The following is a 16,691-nucleotide window of genomic DNA, read 5'->3' on the forward strand; positions in this document are numbered from 1 at the left end:
TCACGCGAAACGCGCGATCGGGTTCACCAGCGTGCCCATGAACTGGAGCGCGCCGGAGGGGTCCGCCAGGTCCACCATCTGCTTGTTGTTGCGGAGCTGGAGGCGGTTGAGGCAGGAGAGCGCGAACTCCCCGGCGAACATGTCGTACTGCGCGAACTTGTCCGCCAGCTCGGGCTTGGACTCCTGGTAGGACCTGACGCACTCGGCGACCGTCCGCCAGAAGTCGTCCTCGTCCAGGACCCCCTCGGCGGCGAGCGTCGCGCCCAGGAAGCGGAAGAAGCAGTCGAAGACGTCCGTGAAGACGGACAGCAGCTTGGTGTCCTCGGGCACGTCCACCCGGATGCGCTCCACGGCCGGCGGCAGCACCGCGTCCGGGTCCATCACCGCGATCTCCTCGGCGATGTCCTTGAAGATCGCGCGCCGGACCGCACCGTCCTCGATCACCAGGATCACGTTCTCGCCGTGCGGCATCCACACCAGGTCGTAGGCGTAGAAGGTGTGCAGGATCGGCAGCAGGTACGCGTCCAGGTAGCGGCGCAGCCACTCGGTGGGCGCCAGCCCCGACTCGGCGATCAGCGCGCCGGCGAACGACGCGCCCTCGTGGTCGGTGTGCAGCAGCGACGCCATGGTGGCGAGGCGCTGGCCGTCCTCGATCGTCGGCACCGGGCTCTCGCGCCACAGCGCGGCGAGCATCTTGCGGTACGGGGAGTACCGGTCGGTGGCGGCCTCGTACTCCAGGTGGCGGTAACCGACCGCGGCCCGCTCGCGGATGATCGAGAAGCGGGCCGCCTTCAGGACGTCGTCGCCGTCGATCAGGTTCGCCAGCCAGTCGTTGATGGCCGGGGTGGCCTCCATGTACGCGGCGGAGAGGCCGCGCATGAAGCCCATGTTGAGGACCGAGATGGCCGTCTTGACGTAGTGCTTGGCCGGGTCGTCGGTGTTGAAGAACGTCCGGATCGACTGCTGCGCCAGGTAGCGGTCGTCGCCCTCGCCGAGGAACACCAGCCGCCGCTGGGCGATCTCGGCGGCGAAGGTGACGGACAGCTTGTTCCACCACTGCCAGGGGTGCACCGGCACCAGGAGGTAGTCGGCGAAGTCCAGGCCGAGGCCGGCCAGGGTCTTGGCGAAGCCGTCGACGGCCGCGTCGCCCAGCTCGGCGCGGATGAAGGCGTCGTAGTCGATGCCCGCGCCCGCGGTGAAGGTGGTGCGGTCGCGGTGGGCGGCCAGCCAGATGAGCCGCAGCGGGTTCGCCGCCTCCGGCGCGTACGCGTGGTACTCGTCGATGCCGAAGCCGAGCCGCCCGTTGTTGGCGACGAAGCACGGGTGGCCCTCGGTCATGCCCGTCTCGACGTCCTGGAAACCGGCCTTCGCCAGCTCGGCGGCCGGCACCGGCGGCTTGGCCGACTTGTACGCCGTACCGGAGAGGGTGGAGGAGATCTCCTCCAGGTAGACCGGGAGGATCTCGTCGCTCAGGCCCAGGGAGCCGCGCAGCTCGATGATGAACCGCAGCGCGTCGAGCGGCAGTTCCTCCCCGCCCTGGTGGCGGCTGATGGAGCCGGCGTCCACCTGCCAGTGGTCGAGGGCGAACCGCTCGGCGGTGAAGCGGTACTCGGTCGTGCGGTCGTCGCTGAGCACGCGGTAGCGGTCCTCGCCCAGGGGCTCGGGGGTGAGCAGCCGCTCGTGGGCGAACTCGGCGAGGCCCTTGCGGACCAGGAGGCGGTTGGCGTGCGCCCAGCGCTCGGGGGTGAGGTGGGCGACGGGGTCCATGGGGTGGGCGGCGCTCATCGGGCGGCCCCCACGGCGGCGCGGAACTGCTCCCGGGTGCAGAAGCTCAGGTAGGCGTCCTTCTCCGGCTTGGCGATCCGCTCGGCTATCTCGAAGCCGACGGCCGCGTTCAGCGCGTGGACGGCCGTGTTGCGGACGTCGGGCTCGACGACGACCCGTGCGGTCGCCGGGTCCCGGAACAGCTCCTCCATCACGGCGGTGATCACGGCGCGGGTGAAGCCGTGGACGGGGGTGTCGGTCGGGGCGACCAGGAAGTGCATGCCCACGTCGCCGGGGCGCGCCTCGTACAGCCCGACCAGCTCCGCCTTCGCCGGGTCGTACCGCTCCATGAGGAACGCGGGCTCACCGTCGCGCAGGCCGATGAAGGCGTCGTGGTGCTCGTCGGCCGCGATGGCCATGTACTCGCGCTCGACGTCGGCGACGGTGTGGTTCTGCATCATCCAGAACCCGGCCTTGGGGTGGGTGACCCAGGAGTGGACCAGCTCGCCGTCCACGAGCGGGTCGAGCGGGCGGAAGGTGAAGGTCCCGACGGCGGTGGCGGTACCGGTGGTGCTGGTGGTGCTCATACTGCGAACTCCTGGAACGCGATGGACTTCTCGACGGGGTAGTACTCGGAGCCCAGCAGCTCACCGATGATGTACGCGTTGCGGTAGGCGCCCATGCCCAGGTCGGGACTGGTGATCGAGTGGGTGTGCACACCGGCGTTCTGGAGGAAGATGCCCCGGCCGGTGGTGTCGATGGAGTAGTTGCGGGCGACGTCGAAGCGGCCCTGGCCGTCCCAGCGGATCCGGTCGCGCACGGGCTCCAGGAACGCGGGGGTCACGTACTTGTAGCCGGTGGCCAGGACCAGGCCCTCGGTCTCGATCTCGAAGTCCTTGCCCTGCTCCTCCTGGCGGAGGCCGAGCGTGTACGTGCCGTTCTCGTACGTCGCGCTGTTGAGCGACGCGTTCGTGAGCAGCCGTGTGGGGACGGGGCCGCCGAGGTTCTTCTGGTACAGCAGGTCGAAGATCGCGTCGATCAGCTCGCCGTCGATGCCCTTGAACAGGCCCTTCTGCTGGGTCTCCAGGCGGTAGCGGGTGGCCTCGGGGAGGGCGTGGAAGTAGTCCACGTACTCCGGGGAGGTCATCTCCAGCGTGAGCTTGGTGTACTCCAGCGGGAAGAAGCGGGGGGAGCGGGTGACCCAGTTGAGGCGGTAGCCGTGGACGTCGATCTCGCTCAGCAGGTCGTAGTAGATCTCGGCGGCGCTCTGGCCGCTGCCCACGAGGGTGATCGACTTCTTCTTCTGGAGCGCTTCCTTGTTCGGCAGGTAGCGCGAGTTGTGGAGGAAGTCGCCCTCCAGCCCCTCGCAGGCCTCCGGGATGTACGGCGGGGTGCCGGTGCCCAGGACGAGGTGGCGGGCGCGGAAGGTGTCGCCGGCGGTCGTGCGGACCGCGTACAGCTCCTCGGCGGCGTCGTACTCGACCGTCTCGACCGTGGTGTTGTAGCGGACGCTGCTCAGCTTGCCGGCGGCCCAGCGGCAGTAGTCGTTGTACTCGGTCCGCAGCGGGTAGAAGTTCTCGCGGATGTAGAACGAGTAGAGCCGGCCGTTCTCCTTGAGGTACTGGAGGAACGAGTACGGCGACGTCGGGTCGGCGAGGGTGACCAGGTCCGACATGAACGGCGTCTGGAGGTGGGCGCCCTCCAGGAACATCCCGGAGTGCCACTCGAATCCGGGCTTGGACTCGAGGAAGAGGCCGTCGAGCTCCTCGATCGGCTCGGTCAGGCAGGCGAGACCGAGGTTGAACGGACCCAGTCCGATACCGATGAAATCGTGGACGTCACGAGGCGTGGACAAGGTTTTCTCCAAGGTACTGCTCGGCGTGGCCGGCGATCAGGTCGAGGACGGCGGTGATGTCGTGCACGGTCGTCTCGGGGTTGAGCAGGGTGAACTTCAGGTACTGGCGGCCGTCCACCTTCGTACCGGCGACGACCGCCTCGCCCGACGCGAACAGCGCCTTGCGGGCGTGGAGGTTGGCGCGGTCGATCTCTGTGGGGGAGGTGACGGCGGCCGGGATGTAGCGGAAGACCAGGGTGGACAGCGACGGCCGGACGACCACGTCGTAGCGCGGGTCGGCGGCGAGCACGTCCCAGCCGGCGGCGGCCAGATCGCACACCTCGTCGAAGAGCTGCCCGACGCCGTCGGCGCCCATGACGCGCAGGGTCATCCACAGCTTGAGCGCGTCGAAGCGGCGGGTGGTCTGGAGCGACTTGTCGACCTGGTTCGGGATCCGCTCCTCCACCGTGCGCCGGGGGTTGAGGTAGTCCGCGTGGTAGGTGGCGTGCCGCAGCGTGGCGCCGTCACGGACCAGCACGGCGGAGGAACTCACCGGCTGGAAGAAGGACTTGTGGTAGTCGACGGTGACGGAGTCGGCCCGCTCGATGCCGTCGAGGAGGTGACGGCGGGTGGGGGAGGCGAGCAGTCCGCAGCCGTAGGCGGCGTCGACGTGCATCCAGGCGCCGTACTGGCCGGCGAGCTCGGCGATCTCCGGGAGCGGGTCGATGGAGCCGAAGTCGGTGGTGCCGGCGGTGGCGACGATCGCCATCGGGGTGAGCCCCTGGGCGGCGCACAGCTCCAGCTCGGCGGCGAGGGCGACGGACTGCATCCGCTTGTCGCGGTCGGTGGGGACGGCGATCACGGCGTCCGGGGACAGGCCGAGGAGTTTGGCCGACTTCTGGACGCTGAAGTGGCTGCACTCGGAGGAGAAGATGCGCAGTTTCGCCAGGTCGTCCGTCTTGGCCTCCTCACGGGCCAGGAGCAGGGCCTGGAGGTTGGACTGGGTGCCGCCGCTGGTGAACACGCCGTCGGCGGCCGGCCCGAGGCCGATGCGGCCGGTGGTCCAGTCGATCAGCTTGCGCTCGATGAGGGTGCCGCCGGCGCTCTGGTCCCAGGTGTCCAGCGAGGAGTTGACGGCCGAGAGGACGGCCTCGCCGAGGACGGCGGGGATGACGACCGGGCAGTTGAGGTGGCCCAGGTAGCGCGGGTGGTGGAAGTAGACCGCGTCGCGGAGGTAGACCTGCTCCAGCTCGTCGAGGGCGGCGGAGGCGTCGCCGAGCGGCTTGTCGAGGTCGACGGCGGAGACGAGGGGCGCCAGCTCGTCCGGCGTGACGCCGGTGAACGGCCGCCGGGTGGAGGCGAGCCGGTTCGCCACCCGCTCCACTCCTTCGGTGACGGAACGCCGGTACTGATCGGCTGTCGCGTCATTGAGCAGGTGCGAGCGCATGCGGTTGTCCTCCCGGGTACGGGGACTTGAACGGCCCTCAGGGGACAGGAAGGGGGTTGAGGCGCCGTGGCGTAAGTAAGGTTAGCCTAACCTAATTTGAAACCGCAACGGCCCCAGGTGCCTCACCAGCCCCGTACGGCACGGCCGTTGCTCCCGACCTTCCGCCGTACCACCGCCGTCGCGGGGCGACGGCGCGCCGGGTCCCGGAGCCGGGGTGCCCGCGGTACGGGCGGGCACGGACGTCCGGGCGGCCCCGTGGCGCGGTGCCACGGGGCCGTTCCGGACGGGTGCTCCGGCCGACGGACCGCGGGATCGCGGTACCGCGGCCGTCACGGTCGCGGGTGGACCGCTCCTGTGCCCGCCCTCCGGGCGGACGGCGCCGGTTCCGGCGTACTGCCTAGGACTCGTCCTCGGTCGTGTCGGGGACCTCGCGAAGGGCGTCCTCGCTCAGGCCCTTGCGCCAGTAGCCGACGAAGGTGACCCGCCGGCGGTCGATGCCGCGCTCGTTGACCAGGTGCCGGCGCAGCGCCTTCACCGAGCCGGCCTCGCCCGCGATCCAGGCGTACGGGGCCGAGCCCGACAGCTCGGCGGCCCGTACCGCGTCGACCGCGGCGGGCGCGCCCTCCTCCCGGACCAGCCAGGTGACGGTCGCGTCCGCCTCCGTGGCGAGCTCCAGGCGGTCGGCGGTGTACGGGACTTCGAGCCACACCCGTGCCCTCGTCCCGGCCGGCAGCTCCTCCAGGATCGCCGAGGCGGCGGGCAGCGCCGTCTCGTCGCCCCAGATCAGCACCTCGTCGGCGTCCTCCGGCAGCCGGAAGCGCACACCGGTGTTGTCGGCCGCCGTCGGCCCGAGGGCGACCACCCGGTCCCCCGGTGCCGCTCCGGCGGCCCAGCGGCAGGCCGGCCCGCCGTCCTCGTGCAGGGCGAAGTCGATGTCCACCTCGGCGCCCCCGTCACCGGCCGTGCGCTGCCCGCGCACGGTGTACGAGCGCATCACCGCCCGTACGTCGTCGGGCATGGCCCGCCACGCGCCGAGCGCGCCGTACAGGTCCCCGTCCACCACCGGCGGCATCACCGGCTGGGGCTGGCCCGGGTGGGGCAGGAACAGCGACAGGCTCTGGTCGCGGCCGCCGGAGACGAAACCTTTCAGCTCCTCGCCGCCGGCCCCGGTGAACGTGACCCGCACCAGCGACGGGCCGAGCCGCCGCGTCCGCGCCACCTGGAGGGAGAAGAAGGCGAACACCGGGTCAGGCCACCTTCTTGGCGTTCTGGATCGCCTTGGCGAGGTCCTCCAGCAGGACGGCGCACTTGTCGTAGGAGTAGATCGGCTCGGTGAAGCGCGGGACGACCTGGCCGGCCTTGACGGCGGGCAGTCGCGTCCAGGTCGGCTTGGACTTCAGGTCGGCCGGCTGGATGGCCTGGCTGCGGTTGTCCATCATGATGATGTCGGCCGGGTACTTGTCGAGGTTCTCCCAGCTCAGTTCCTCGAAGTAGCCCTGCGCGTTGACCTTCGGCTTCACGAACTTCACGCCCAGCTCCTCGAAGTACGCGGTGTCCGCGGACATCTTGGCGAGCGAGACGTAGAACAGCTCGGCGCTGGCCGAACCGATCATCACGCGGATCTCGGGCCGCGACTTGGCGGCGGCGCGCAGCGCGGCGGCGGCCTTCTCGAAGCGGGCCTTGGCGTCGACCGTCTTCTTGTCCTTCAGGTCCGCGCCCAGCGACTCGGCCAGCTCGGCGTGGCGCGCCAGGGCCTTCGGCATCGTGGTGTTGGCGGCCCACAGCGCGACGGTCGGCGCCAGCTTGACGATCTTGTCGTGGGACTGCGGGGGCAGGTACCACAGGACGTCCTTGTCCCACATCGCCGAGACCAGCAGCTCGGGCTCGAGCTTCAGGTACTCCTCGATGTTGAAGGTGCCCCAGACGTTGCCGAGGTTCTTCACCTTGGTGACGTCGAGGTCGCCGGCCTGGATGTCGGCCTTCTCCTTGCCCGTCTTCGGGTCCTTGACGGTCGTCGGACCGAAAACACCCTTGACCTCGATGCCGTAGTCGTACAGCGCGGCGGCGGTACCGATGAAGGCGACGATGTTCTTCGGGGTGGACTTCAGCTCCACCGCCTTGTTGCGGTCGTCCGTGAACTTCCAGGGGCCGGACTTCCCCTCGGCCTTGGCCGAGCCCTTGTCGTCTTTTCCGCCACCGCACGCGACGAGCGCGGCGCCGAGCCCGACGGCGCCGCCAGCGGCGAGCAGACCGCGACGGGTGAGGGAGGTGGCTCGGGCGTTGCTGGACATGGCGGAGTCGCTTTCGTACGGCCGTATTCGGCCACTGGGCAAGTTCGAGGGTAGGTTAGCCTAACCTCACGCGATGTCCAGAGGGTGCCCCCGTGTGGGATGGAGCACGCGACCGGAGGCCGGACGCGGCGAGGCCGCCGTCACCGGGTGACGGCGGCCCCGCCTGACGTACGGGAGGTCAGGCGGACAGGCCCAACTCCCGGGCGATCAGCATGCGCTGGACCTCACTGGTGCCCTCGCCGATCTCCAGGATCTTGGAATCCCGCCACATCCGGGCCACCGGGTACTCGTTCATGAAGCCGTAGCCGCCGTGGATCTGCGTGGCCTCACGGGCGTTGTCGACCGCGACCGTGGAGGAGTACAGCTTCGCCAGCGCCGCCTCCTTCTTGAACGGCTCTCCGCTCACCAGCCGGGAGGCGGCGTCCCGCCAGCCGATGCGCGCCATGTGCGCCCGCATCTCCATGTCGGCGATCTTGAACTGGATGGCCTGGTTGTCGCCGATGGGCCGCCCGAAGGCGTGCCGCTCCTTGGCGTACTTCACCGACTCGTCCACGCAGCCCTGGGCCAGGCCCGTCGCCAGCGCCGAGATGGCGATGCGGCCCTCGTCGAGGATGCGGAGGAACTGGGCGTACCCGCGCCCCTCCTCGCCCAGCAGGTGGGACACCGGGACGCGCACGTCCGAGAAGGACAGCTCGCGGGTGTCGGAGGCGTTCCAGCCGACCTTGGAGTAGGGCGCGGCGACCGTGAAGCCGGGGGTGCCGGAGGGGACGATGATGGAGGAGATGAGCGGGCGGCCGTCGTCCTTGTGGCCGGTGACGGCGGTGACCGTGACCAGGCCCGTGATGTCCGTGCCCGAGTTGGTGATGAAGCACTTCGAGCCGTTGATGACCCACTCGTCGCCGTCCCGCACGGCCGTGGTGCGGGTGCCGCCGGCGTCCGAGCCGCACTCCGGCTCGGTCAGCCCGAACGCGCCCAGGATCTCGCCGGAGCACATGCGCGGCAGCCACTCCCGCTTCTGCTCCTCGGTGCCGAACCGGTACACCGGCATCGCGCCGAGGGAGACGCCCGCCTCCAGGGTGATGGCGACGGACGAGTCGACCCGGGCCAGCTCCTCCAGGGCGATGCCCAGGGCGAGGTAGTCGCCGCCCATGCCGCCGTACTCCTCGGGGAAGGGCAGGCCGAACAGGCCCATCCGCCCCATCTCGCGGACGATCTCGTACGGGAACTCATGGCGCTCGTAGAAGTCCCCGATCTTCGGGGCGACGACCTCGTGGGCGAACTCCTCCACGGTGCGGCGCAGTTCCTCGTGCTCCTGGGAGAGCCGGTGGTCCAGGGACATGACTCAGGACTCCTTGTGGGAGGCCGCGCCGCCGAGGGCGCGGACGGTGCGGGACGGGCTGGGACGGCCCAGTTGTCCGGCCAGCCACACGCTCGTGGCGGTGAGCAGGCCGAGGTCGACCCCGGTGTCGATGCCGAGGCCGTGGAGCATCCACACGAGGTCTTCGGTGGCGAGGTTCCCGGTGGCGGACTTGGCGTACGGGCAGCCGCCGAGGCCGCCGGCGGAGGCGTCGACCGTGGTGACGCCGTGCTGGAGGGCGGCGAGGGTGTTGGCGAGCGCCTGGCCGTAGGTGTCGTGGAAGTGCACGGCCAGCGCGTCCGTCGGGACGCCCGCCTCGTTGAGCGCGGTCAGCAGCCGGGTGACGTGGCCGGGGGTGGCCACGCCGATCGTGTCGCCCAGGCTCAGCTCGTCGCAGCCCATGTCCCGCAACCGCCGGCAGACCCGGACGACCTCGTCGACCGGGACGGGGCCCTCCCAGGGGTCGCCGAAGCACATGGAGAGGTAGCCGCGCACGGTGAGGCCGTGCTCGACGGCGCGGGTGACGACCGGGTCGAACATGGCGAGCGCCTCGTCGACCGTGCGGTTGAGGTTGGCCTTCGCGAACGACTCGGTGGCGCTGGCGAACACGGCCACCTCCCGCGCCCCGAGCGCCAGCGCCCGGTCGAGACCGCGCTCGTTCGGCACGAGGACCGGCAGCCGCACCCCTTCGAGGTCGCTGACGAGCGGGAACAGCCGCTCGGCGTCGGCGAGCTGGGGCACCCACTTGGGATGGACGAAGCTGGTCGCCTCGATGGTGGTCAGTCCGGCGCCGGCGAGGCGCCGGATGAACTCGGCCTTCACCTCGGTCGGGACGACACCCTGCTCGTTCTGGAGGCCGTCGCGCGCACCGACCTCATGGATCCGCACACGGGCGGGCAGCCCCGGCGCGGGCACGGTCATGGGCAGTCCGGTGGTCATCGCTCCTCCTTGGGAACCACCACGGCGAGCACCTGGTCCATGGCGACGGTGGTCCCGGGCGTGACGTCCAGCTCGGCGACGGTGCCGTCGTGCGGGGCGGAGATGACGTGCTCCATCTTCATGGCCTCGACCACCACCAGCCCCTGTCCGGCCGTCACCTCGTCGCCCACGGCGACCTTCACGACCGTGACCGTCCCGGGCATGGGCGCGGTCAGCGATTCGGCCCCGGCGTGCGCCGACCGGCCGAGGGAGGCCTCCACCGGGTCGTGGTCCAGGACGTTCCAGGCGTCCCCGTCCCGGCCCAGCCAGCTCCCGGCGCGGTGGAAGGCGTGCGTGAGGCCGTCCACCTCGACGGTGGCGGTGCTCGCGGTGAGCGCCACCAGCCGGGCCCGCCGCCCGGCGGACGCCGGCGCCCCGGCCGCCGGGGCGCCGGTGGTTCCCGCTCCCTCGTCCGCCGCCCCGCCGTCGCCGGACGGCAGCAGCAGCTCCGCGTCCCCGGCGGTGCCCCGCACCCGCACGGTCACGGGCTCGTGGCCCGGGATCCGGAGGTGGTGGGCCGTCCAGGCGGGGGCGCCGCCGAGGCGCCAGGCGCTCGGCACCGAGAACGGGTCCGTCCAGCCGGGGCCGGCGGGCGGGGCCAGCTCCGCCTGCCGCACCAGCGCGGCCGCCGCGTACACCTCCTCCGGTACGCCCCCGGGGACCAGCCCCTCGGCGTCCCGCTCCACCAGCCCGGTGTCCAGGTCGCCGGACACGACGTCCGGGTGGGCGAGGAGCCGGCGCAGGAAACCGGCGTTGGTCGGGACGCCGAGGGTGACCGTGTCCGCGAGGGCCGCCCGGAGCTTGCGGAGCGCGGTGGGGCGGTCGGGCCCGTGGACGATGACCTTCGCCAGCATCGGGTCGTACAGGCTGGACACCTCGGTGCCCTCGCTCAGGCCCGAGTCGGTCCGCACCCCGTCGCCCGAGGGCTCGGCCAGCGCCAGCACCGTGCCGCCCGAGGGCAGGAAGCCCCGGGAGGGGTCCTCCGCGCAGAGGCGGGCCTCGATGGAGTGGCCGGTGAGCGCGATGTCGTCCTGGGTGAAGCCGAGCGGCTCGCCGGCGGCCACGCGCAACTGCCACTCCACCAGGTCCAGGCCCGTGACCAGTTCGGTGACCGGGTGCTCGACCTGGAGCCGGGTGTTCATCTCCATGAAGTAGTGGGCGGACGGGTCGCCGCCCGGGACGATGAACTCCACGGTGCCCGCGCCCCGGTAGCCGCAGGAGCGGGCCGCCTGGACGGCGGCCTCGCCCATCGCGGCCCGGGTCTTCTCGTCCAGCAGGACGGAGGGGGCCTCCTCGATGATCTTCTGGTGCCGGCGCTGGAGGGAGCACTCGCGCTCGCCGAGGTGCACGACGTTGCCGTGCCCGTCCGCCAGCACCTGGATCTCGATGTGCCGGGGCCGGTCGATCCACCGCTCGACGAGCAGCGTGTCGTCGCCGAACGACGCCCGCGCCTCGCGGCGCGCGGCCGCGATCTCGTCCATCAGGGCCGACTCGACCCGGGTGAGGCGCATGCCCTTGCCGCCGCCGCCCGCCGAGGGCTTCAGCAGCACCGGCATGCCGATCTCACGGGCGGCCGCCGCCAGTTCGTCGTCGCTCAGCCCGCTTCCCGAGGAGCCGGGCACCACCGGCACGCCGGCGGCCTTCACGGTCTCCTTGGCGCGGATCTTGTCGCCCATGAGGGCGATCGCGGAGGCCGGCGGCCCGATGAAGACCAGACCGGCGTCCTCGCAGGCCTGCGCGAAGGCGGCGTTCTCCGCCAGGAAGCCGTATCCCGGGTGGACGGCCTCCGCGCCGGTGCGGGCGGCCGCCTCCAGCAGCCGGTCCACCCGCAGGTAGCTCTCGCCGGCGGGCGGCGGCCCGATCCGCACCGCCGTGTCCGCCTCCCGTACGTGCCGGGCGTCGGCGTCCGCGTCGCTGAAGACCGCGACCGAGCGGATGCCGAGCGTCCGCAGCGTACGGATGACGCGGACCGCGATCTCGCCCCGGTTGGCGACAAGAACAGTCGTGAACATCAGTCCCTCACATCCGGAAGACGCCGAAGCCGGGCTCACCCAGCGGGGCGTTGGCACACGCGGTCAGGGCCAGACCCAGCACCTGGCGGGTCTCCAGCGGGTCGATCACACCGTCGTCCCAGAGCCGGGCCGTGGCGTAGTAGGCGTTCCCCTGCTGCTCGTACTGCGCGCGGATCGGGTCCTTGAACGCCTCCTCCTCGTCGGCGGACCAGGACTCGCCGCGCGCCTCGATCTGGTCGCGCTTGACCGTGGCCAGGACGGAGGCGGCCTGCTCGCCGCCCATCACGGAGATCTTGGCGTTGGGCCACATCCACAGGAAGCGGGGGCTGTAGGCCCGGCCGCACATCGAGTAGTTGCCGGCGCCGTACGAACCGCCGACGACGACCGTCAGCTTCGGCACGCGCGTGCAGGCGACGGCGGTGACCATCTTGGCGCCGTGCTTGGCGATGCCGCCCGCCTCGTAGTCCCGGCCGACCATGAAGCCGGAGATGTTCTGGAGGAACAGCAGCGGAATGCCGCGCTGGTCGCACAGCTCGATGAAGTGGGCGCCCTTCTGGGCGGACTCGGCGAACAGGATGCCGTTGTTGGCGACGATCCCCACCGGGTGGCCGTGGATCCGGGCGAAGCCGGTGACCAGCGTCTGCCCGAACTCGGACTTGAACTCCTGGAACCGCGAGCCGTCCACGATCCGCGCGATGATCTCCCGCGCGTCGTACGGCGTGCGCGAGTCGACCGGCACCGCCCCGTACAGCCCCGCGGGGTCGACCTTGGGCTCCTCGACCGGCTCCACCGGCCAGGGCAGCGGACCGCGCTCGGGCAGCGTCGCCACGATGTTCCGCACGATCCGCAGCGCGTGCGCGTCGTCCTCCGCGAGGTGGTCGGTGACGCCGGAGGTCCGGGAGTGGACCTCGCCGCCGCCCAGCTCCTCGGCGGTGACGACCTCACCGGTCGCGGCCTTCACCAGCGGCGGGCCGCCCAGGAAGATCGTGCCCTGGTTGCGGACGATCACGGCCTCGTCGCTCATCGCCGGGACGTACGCCCCGCCGGCCGTGCACGAGCCGAGGACGGCGGCGATCTGCGGGATGCCCGCGCCCGACATACGGGCCTGGTTGTAGAAGATCCGCCCGAAGTGCTCCCGGTCGGGGAAGACCTCGTCCTGCTTGGGGAGGAAGGCGCCGCCCGAGTCCACCAGGTAGACGCACGGGAGGCGGTTCTCCAGGGCCACCTCCTGGGCGCGCAGGTGCTTCTTGACCGTCATCGGGTAGTACGTGCCGCCCTTGACGGTCGCGTCGTTCGCCACGACGACCACCTCGCGGCCGGCGACCCGGCCCACTCCGGCGATCACCCCGGCGGCCGGTGCCTGGCCGTCGTACATCCCCTCGGCCGCCAGCGGGGCGAGCTCCAGGAACGGGGAGCCGGGGTCCAGGAGGGTGTCGACGCGGTCGCGCGGCAGCAGCTTCCCGCGCGCGGTGTGCCGGGCGCGGGCCTTCTCACCGCCCCCCAGCCGGGCGGCGGCCAGCCGGGCGCGCAGCCCCTCGGCCAGCTCGTGGTGCGCCGCCTCGTTTGCCTGCCAGGCGGCGGAGGCCGGATCTGCCGTGCTGGTCAGCACGGGCGCCTGCTGCATCATGCCCCCAGTTAATGACCGTTAACGTGTGTCCATCAGGTTAACGACCGCTAACCGCCTTGTCTAGAATCAATCCATGAGCACCAGGACCGACGCCCCGACGCGCCGCGAACAGATCCTCAAGGAGGCCGCACGCCTCTTCGCCGAGCGCGGCTTCCACGGTGTGGGCGTCGACGAGATAGGCGCCGCCGTCGGCATCAGCGGTCCCGGCCTCTACCGGCACTTCCCCGGCAAGGACGCCATGCTGGCCGAGCTGCTGGTCGGCATCAGCGAGCGGCTCCTCGACGGCGGCCGGCGACGCGTACGGGAGGCGGCGGGCGACCCCGGGGCGCTCCTCGGGTCGCTCATCGACGGGCACATCGACTTCGCGCTCGACGACCGCCCCCTGATCACCCTGCACGACCGCGAGCTGGACCGCCTCCGGGAGAGCGACCGCAAGAGGGTCCGCCAGCTCCAGCGGCAGTACCTGGAGCTGTGGGTCACGGTGGTCCGCGAGCTGTACCCGGCGCCCCCCGAGGCGGAGGCCAGGGCCACCGTCCACGCCGTGTTCGGCCTGCTCAACTCCACCCCCCACATCGGCCTTCTCGGCCGCACCGCCATGGAGGCCCTGCTGCGCCGCCTTGCCCACGGTGCGTTCGGCTCCCTGGGTGAGCCCCCGGCGGCCTGAGGGGGAACGGCCGGGGGTCCGCACGGTGTGGCGCCTCCCGTACCCCGCGCCAGGGGTGTGGCATGGGCCGGGTGCAGAGAGGACCGGCCCATGGCAGGCTCGCCCGGATCGCTCACCGGCGGGCTGCGAGCCGGCGCCGGAAGCGGCGCCGGCACCCCACCGGTGCGGAGCGCCCGGCGGGCCGTGACGGGACCGCCTGGATCTCGTTGCTGCTCCTCAGCCTGCCGGGGTTCGCGGCGCTGGCGGCGCTCCTGTTCACCTGGATGCAGGTGGGGCAGGCGAACAAGGAACTCCGGCTCGGCGAGCAGGGCCAGGTCACCAGCAGGTTCAACGCGGCCATCAGCAACCTGGGCTCGGACTCCGAGGACGTGCGCCTGGGCGGGCTCTACGCGCTGGAGCGCCTCATGCACGACTCCGCTCGTGACCACCCCACGGTGGTCTCGGTCGTCTCCGCGTACGTGCGCCGGCACGCCCCGGTGAGGGCCGGCGCGGCGCAGAAGCCCGTCTCCACAGACGTCGATGCCGCGATGGCGGTCCTGCTCAGGCGCCCGTCCGTGGCGGGACGGCAGGCGATCGTGGACCTGAGCCGTGCGGACCTGAGGGGGTGGAAGCCCGCGCACCAGGGCGCCGAGGCCGTCCGCTGGGGCGGAGCGATGCTGGCGGGAGCGAACCTCAGCGGCGTGAACCTTTCCTCCGGGAAACTGCGCGGGGCCGTTCTGGGCGGTGCGACTCTGCGCGGCACACCGTTGGACGGGGCAGATCTCCGTGAGTCGACTCTGGACGGAGCCGACCTGCGCGAGGCGTCTGTGAACCAGGCGGATCTCGGCGGCGCTTCCCTGGACGGGGCGGACCTGCGCCAAACCAATCTGACGTACGCGAACCTCAGCAAGAGCTGGGTGTGCGGCATCACGTGCGCGAATCTGACCGGCACGGACCTGACCGGCGCCAATCTGGCCGGGGCGGTTGCCGCGGAGGCGAATCTGACCAAGGCCATCCTGTGCTGGACAGGCACGATGTTCATCGGGAGCGTCGACGCGCCGGCCAGCCCGGCCACCGAGCGCGTCGTGCGATCGTGCGCCACCTTGCGGGGTGCGGACCTCTCCCGGGCGCAGCTCACCGGGCTCGACCTCGCGGGGGCGGACCTTCGCAGTGCCATCCTGACCGGCGCCGACCTCACGAAGGCGAACCTCGCCAAAGCCGATCTCCGGAAGGCCGACCTCAGGAAGGCCGACTTCACCGGGGCGAAGCTGTCCGGAGCCCGCCTCGCGGGAGCGAAGCTCACCGGCGCCAAGGGCCTCCCGGCGTCCCTTCGCTGACCGACAGGTGCGAGCCCCCGGCGGGCCTGAGGCGCGCGCCACGTCCACGGGGCGGAATGACGCGGCCACCGACGGTGGCGGCGCGGCACAATGGGGCCATGCCGATACCCAGCCGCGCCGCCCTCGTCGAGCACCTCGTCCGCACCCGGATCGCCGGAGACGTCGCCACGCCCCGCGACAACAACCTCTCCCACTACCGCAAGCTCGCGAACGGCGACCGCCACTACTGGCTCGGCCTGGAGCTGGGCGACCGGTGGACCGACGAGCAGGACGTGCTCGCCGTGATGGCCGAGCGGTGCGGGGTGAACGACGATCCGGCGCACCGGGCCGGGCAGGACACCATCGACCCGGAGCTGACCGTCGACGGCCTGGAGCGGATGGCCGCGCGGCTGCGCAAGGCCGCCGCCGGCCGGCAGCGGGTGCTGTTCGCCACCGGGCACCCCGGCGCGCTGCTGGACGTGCACAGCAGCACCGCCGCCGCGCTGCGGGCGGCCGGCTGCGACATCGTGCGGATCCCCGGCGGGCTCGTCGCCGACGAGGGGTACGTGGTGCAGTTCGCCGGCGTCGCGGTCTTCGAGCGGGGCGCCAGCCTGTGGCACACCCACTCGCCGGAGCCGATGAACGCCATCCTCGACCACCTGGACGTCCAGCCGGACCTGGTCGTGGCCGACCACGGCTGGGCGGGCCGCGCCGGCCAGCGGGGCATCGACTCGGTCGGGTACGCCGACTGCAACGACCCCGCCCTGTTCATCGGCGAGGCCGAGGGCACCATGCAGGTCACCGTGCCGCTCGACGACCACGTCGTCGACCCGCGCTACTACGAGCCGATGACGGCGTACCTGCTGGACGCGGCCGGGCTGCTCTGAGACGGGGCGGCGCCGGGCGCTCAGCGGGTGAGCGCCCGCTTCCGGCGGCCGCTCAGCCGGTGACCGCCCGCTTCCGGCGGCCGCTCAGCTCACCGCGGGCGGCCTCCATGAACGCGGCCCGCCGCTCCCGCTTGGCGGGCACCGCCGGGCTCCCGGTGCCGCCCCGCACGCGCGCGTGGAGCGCCTCGGCGTACTCCTGGGCGGCCAGTGCCGTCCCGTCAGCGCAGACCAGTTCGACGGCCTTCGTCGCCAGCCAGAGGTCGTGCAGCGCCTCCTCGTCGGTGCCGCACGCGTCCGACAGGCCGAGGCTCCTGCTGTCGAGGACCAGCTCGATCCGCTGCGCCGAGCCGAGGAAGTCCATGATGGCCGCCTTGCGCTCCGCGCGGTCGGTGGCGGCCCGCTCCCACTGGTGGCGGCGGTTCTCGACCCGGGTCGCCAGATGCTGGCCCACCAGCGTGCCCAGGGTGCCGAGCAGAACTCCCGCCAGGGCCAGGGCCGTTCCCCCCGTCAGTGTCTCCATGACGCCAAGGAAACC

Annotated in this window: 14 protein-coding genes; 3 read left to right on the forward strand and 11 right to left on the reverse strand. The window is 71.8% G+C overall.

Translation table 11 applies throughout. The annotated features are described in order from the left end of the window. From ACF068_RS14820 to ACF068_RS14865, 10 genes are all read right to left on the reverse strand, one after another. Nucleotides 1-1,785, reverse strand: coding sequence for an IucA/IucC family protein (locus ACF068_RS14820; protein WP_392274619.1), 1,785 nt, complete (start codon nt 1,783-1,785; stop codon nt 1-3). Then, entirely contained in the window at nt 1,782-2,351 is a 570-nt protein-coding gene (locus tag ACF068_RS14825) for a GNAT family N-acetyltransferase (protein WP_392274620.1), read from the reverse strand. Before ACF068_RS14825 ends, ACF068_RS14820 begins: the two co-directional genes overlap by 4 nt. Beyond that, nucleotides 2,348-3,619, reverse strand: a complete 1,272-nt coding sequence (locus ACF068_RS14830; protein WP_392274621.1) for a lysine N(6)-hydroxylase/L-ornithine N(5)-oxygenase family protein — start codon at nt 3,617-3,619, stop codon at nt 2,348-2,350. Before ACF068_RS14830 ends, ACF068_RS14825 begins: the two co-directional genes overlap by 4 nt. Beyond that, nucleotides 3,603-5,045 carry a pyridoxal phosphate-dependent decarboxylase family protein gene (locus ACF068_RS14835; protein ID WP_392274622.1) on the reverse strand — a complete coding sequence of 481 codons (1,443 nt, stop codon included), beginning with the start codon at nt 5,043-5,045 and terminating at the stop codon, nt 3,603-3,605. The genes ACF068_RS14830 and ACF068_RS14835 overlap by 17 nt, the downstream gene beginning before the upstream one ends. A 397-nt stretch (nt 5,046-5,442) precedes the next feature. Beyond that, on the reverse strand, nt 5,443-6,288 hold the full coding sequence (locus ACF068_RS14840; RefSeq protein WP_392274623.1) for a siderophore-interacting protein: 846 nt from the start codon (nt 6,286-6,288) through the stop codon (nt 5,443-5,445). Nucleotides 6,289-6,292: 4 nt separating this feature from the next. Further along, nucleotides 6,293-7,336, reverse strand: a complete 1,044-nt coding sequence (locus tag ACF068_RS14845) for an ABC transporter substrate-binding protein (protein WP_392274624.1) — start codon at nt 7,334-7,336, stop codon at nt 6,293-6,295. Between the two features lie 178 nt (nt 7,337-7,514). Then, nucleotides 7,515-8,675 carry an acyl-CoA dehydrogenase family protein gene (locus ACF068_RS14850; protein ID WP_392274625.1) on the reverse strand — a complete coding sequence of 387 codons (1,161 nt, stop codon included), beginning with the start codon at nt 8,673-8,675 and terminating at the stop codon, nt 7,515-7,517. A gap of 3 nt (nt 8,676-8,678) precedes the next feature. Continuing rightward, on the reverse strand, nt 8,679-9,632 hold the full coding sequence (locus ACF068_RS14855) for a hydroxymethylglutaryl-CoA lyase (protein ID WP_392274626.1): 954 nt from the start codon (nt 9,630-9,632) through the stop codon (nt 8,679-8,681). Continuing rightward, the gene (locus ACF068_RS14860; protein ID WP_392274627.1) at nt 9,629-11,683 is read right to left on the reverse strand and encodes an acetyl/propionyl/methylcrotonyl-CoA carboxylase subunit alpha; all 2,055 of its coding nucleotides are present in this window, start codon (nt 11,681-11,683) and stop codon (nt 9,629-9,631) included. The genes ACF068_RS14855 and ACF068_RS14860 overlap by 4 nt, the downstream gene beginning before the upstream one ends. Nucleotides 11,684-11,690: 7 nt before the next feature. After that, on the reverse strand, nt 11,691-13,307 hold the full coding sequence (locus ACF068_RS14865) for a carboxyl transferase domain-containing protein (RefSeq protein ID WP_392274871.1): 1,617 nt from the start codon (nt 13,305-13,307) through the stop codon (nt 11,691-11,693). A 76-nt stretch (nt 13,308-13,383) separates the two neighbouring features. Here ACF068_RS14865 and ACF068_RS14870 point away from each other — a divergent pair, with 76 nt between their 5' ends. The 3 genes from ACF068_RS14870 (at nt 13,384) to ACF068_RS14880 (ending at nt 16,156) form a co-directional block, all read left to right on the forward strand. Continuing rightward, nucleotides 13,384-13,974, forward strand: a complete 591-nt coding sequence (locus ACF068_RS14870) for a TetR/AcrR family transcriptional regulator (RefSeq protein ID WP_392274628.1) — start codon at nt 13,384-13,386, stop codon at nt 13,972-13,974. Between the two features lie 206 nt (nt 13,975-14,180). After that, nucleotides 14,181-15,290 (forward strand): pentapeptide repeat-containing protein, encoded by a 1,110-nt coding sequence (locus ACF068_RS14875; protein ID WP_392274629.1) that lies wholly within the window; start codon nt 14,181-14,183, stop codon nt 15,288-15,290. A gap of 98 nt (nt 15,291-15,388) precedes the next feature. Continuing rightward, a complete protein-coding gene (locus tag ACF068_RS14880; RefSeq protein WP_392274630.1) occupies nt 15,389-16,156 on the forward strand; it encodes a phosphatase in 768 nt (255 codons plus the stop codon). A gap of 52 nt (nt 16,157-16,208) precedes the next feature. Here the strand turns inward: ACF068_RS14880 and ACF068_RS14885 are convergent, their stop codons facing one another. Further along, nucleotides 16,209-16,676 (reverse strand): hypothetical protein, encoded by a 468-nt coding sequence (locus tag ACF068_RS14885; protein WP_392274631.1) that lies wholly within the window; start codon nt 16,674-16,676, stop codon nt 16,209-16,211. Between the last annotated feature and the right edge of the window lie 15 nt (nt 16,677-16,691).

Origin of the sequence: Streptomyces sp. NPDC016309 (assembly GCF_043077235.1) — a bacterium.
Taxonomy (GTDB): domain Bacteria; phylum Actinomycetota; class Actinomycetes; order Streptomycetales; family Streptomycetaceae; genus Streptomyces.

Bases quoted from the DNA above. Each gene is read 5' to 3' on its own strand.
- ACF068_RS14835 (WP_392274622.1), bottom strand. From the start codon at position 5,045: ATGCGCTCGCACCTGCTCAATGACGCGACAGCCGATCAGTACCGGCGT.
- ACF068_RS14885 (WP_392274631.1), bottom strand. From the start codon at position 16,676: ATGGAGACACTGACGGGGGGAACGGCCCTGGCCCTGGCGGGAGTTCTG.
- ACF068_RS14860 (WP_392274627.1), bottom strand. From the start codon at position 11,683: ATGTTCACGACTGTTCTTGTCGCCAACCGGGGCGAGATCGCGGTCCGC.
- ACF068_RS14825 (WP_392274620.1), bottom strand. From the start codon at position 2,351: ATGAGCACCACCAGCACCACCGGTACCGCCACCGCCGTCGGGACCTTC.
- ACF068_RS14855 (WP_392274626.1), bottom strand. From the start codon at position 9,632: ATGACCACCGGACTGCCCATGACCGTGCCCGCGCCGGGGCTGCCCGCC.
- ACF068_RS14850 (WP_392274625.1), bottom strand. From the start codon at position 8,675: ATGTCCCTGGACCACCGGCTCTCCCAGGAGCACGAGGAACTGCGCCGC.
- ACF068_RS14845 (WP_392274624.1), bottom strand. From the start codon at position 7,336: ATGTCCAGCAACGCCCGAGCCACCTCCCTCACCCGTCGCGGTCTGCTC.
- ACF068_RS14865 (WP_392274871.1), bottom strand. From the start codon at position 13,307: ATGCAGCAGGCGCCCGTGCTGACCAGCACGGCAGATCCGGCCTCCGCC.
- ACF068_RS14880 (WP_392274630.1), top strand. From the start codon at position 15,389: ATGCCGATACCCAGCCGCGCCGCCCTCGTCGAGCACCTCGTCCGCACC.
- ACF068_RS14870 (WP_392274628.1), top strand. From the start codon at position 13,384: ATGAGCACCAGGACCGACGCCCCGACGCGCCGCGAACAGATCCTCAAG.
- ACF068_RS14820 (WP_392274619.1), bottom strand. From the start codon at position 1,785: ATGAGCGCCGCCCACCCCATGGACCCCGTCGCCCACCTCACCCCCGAG.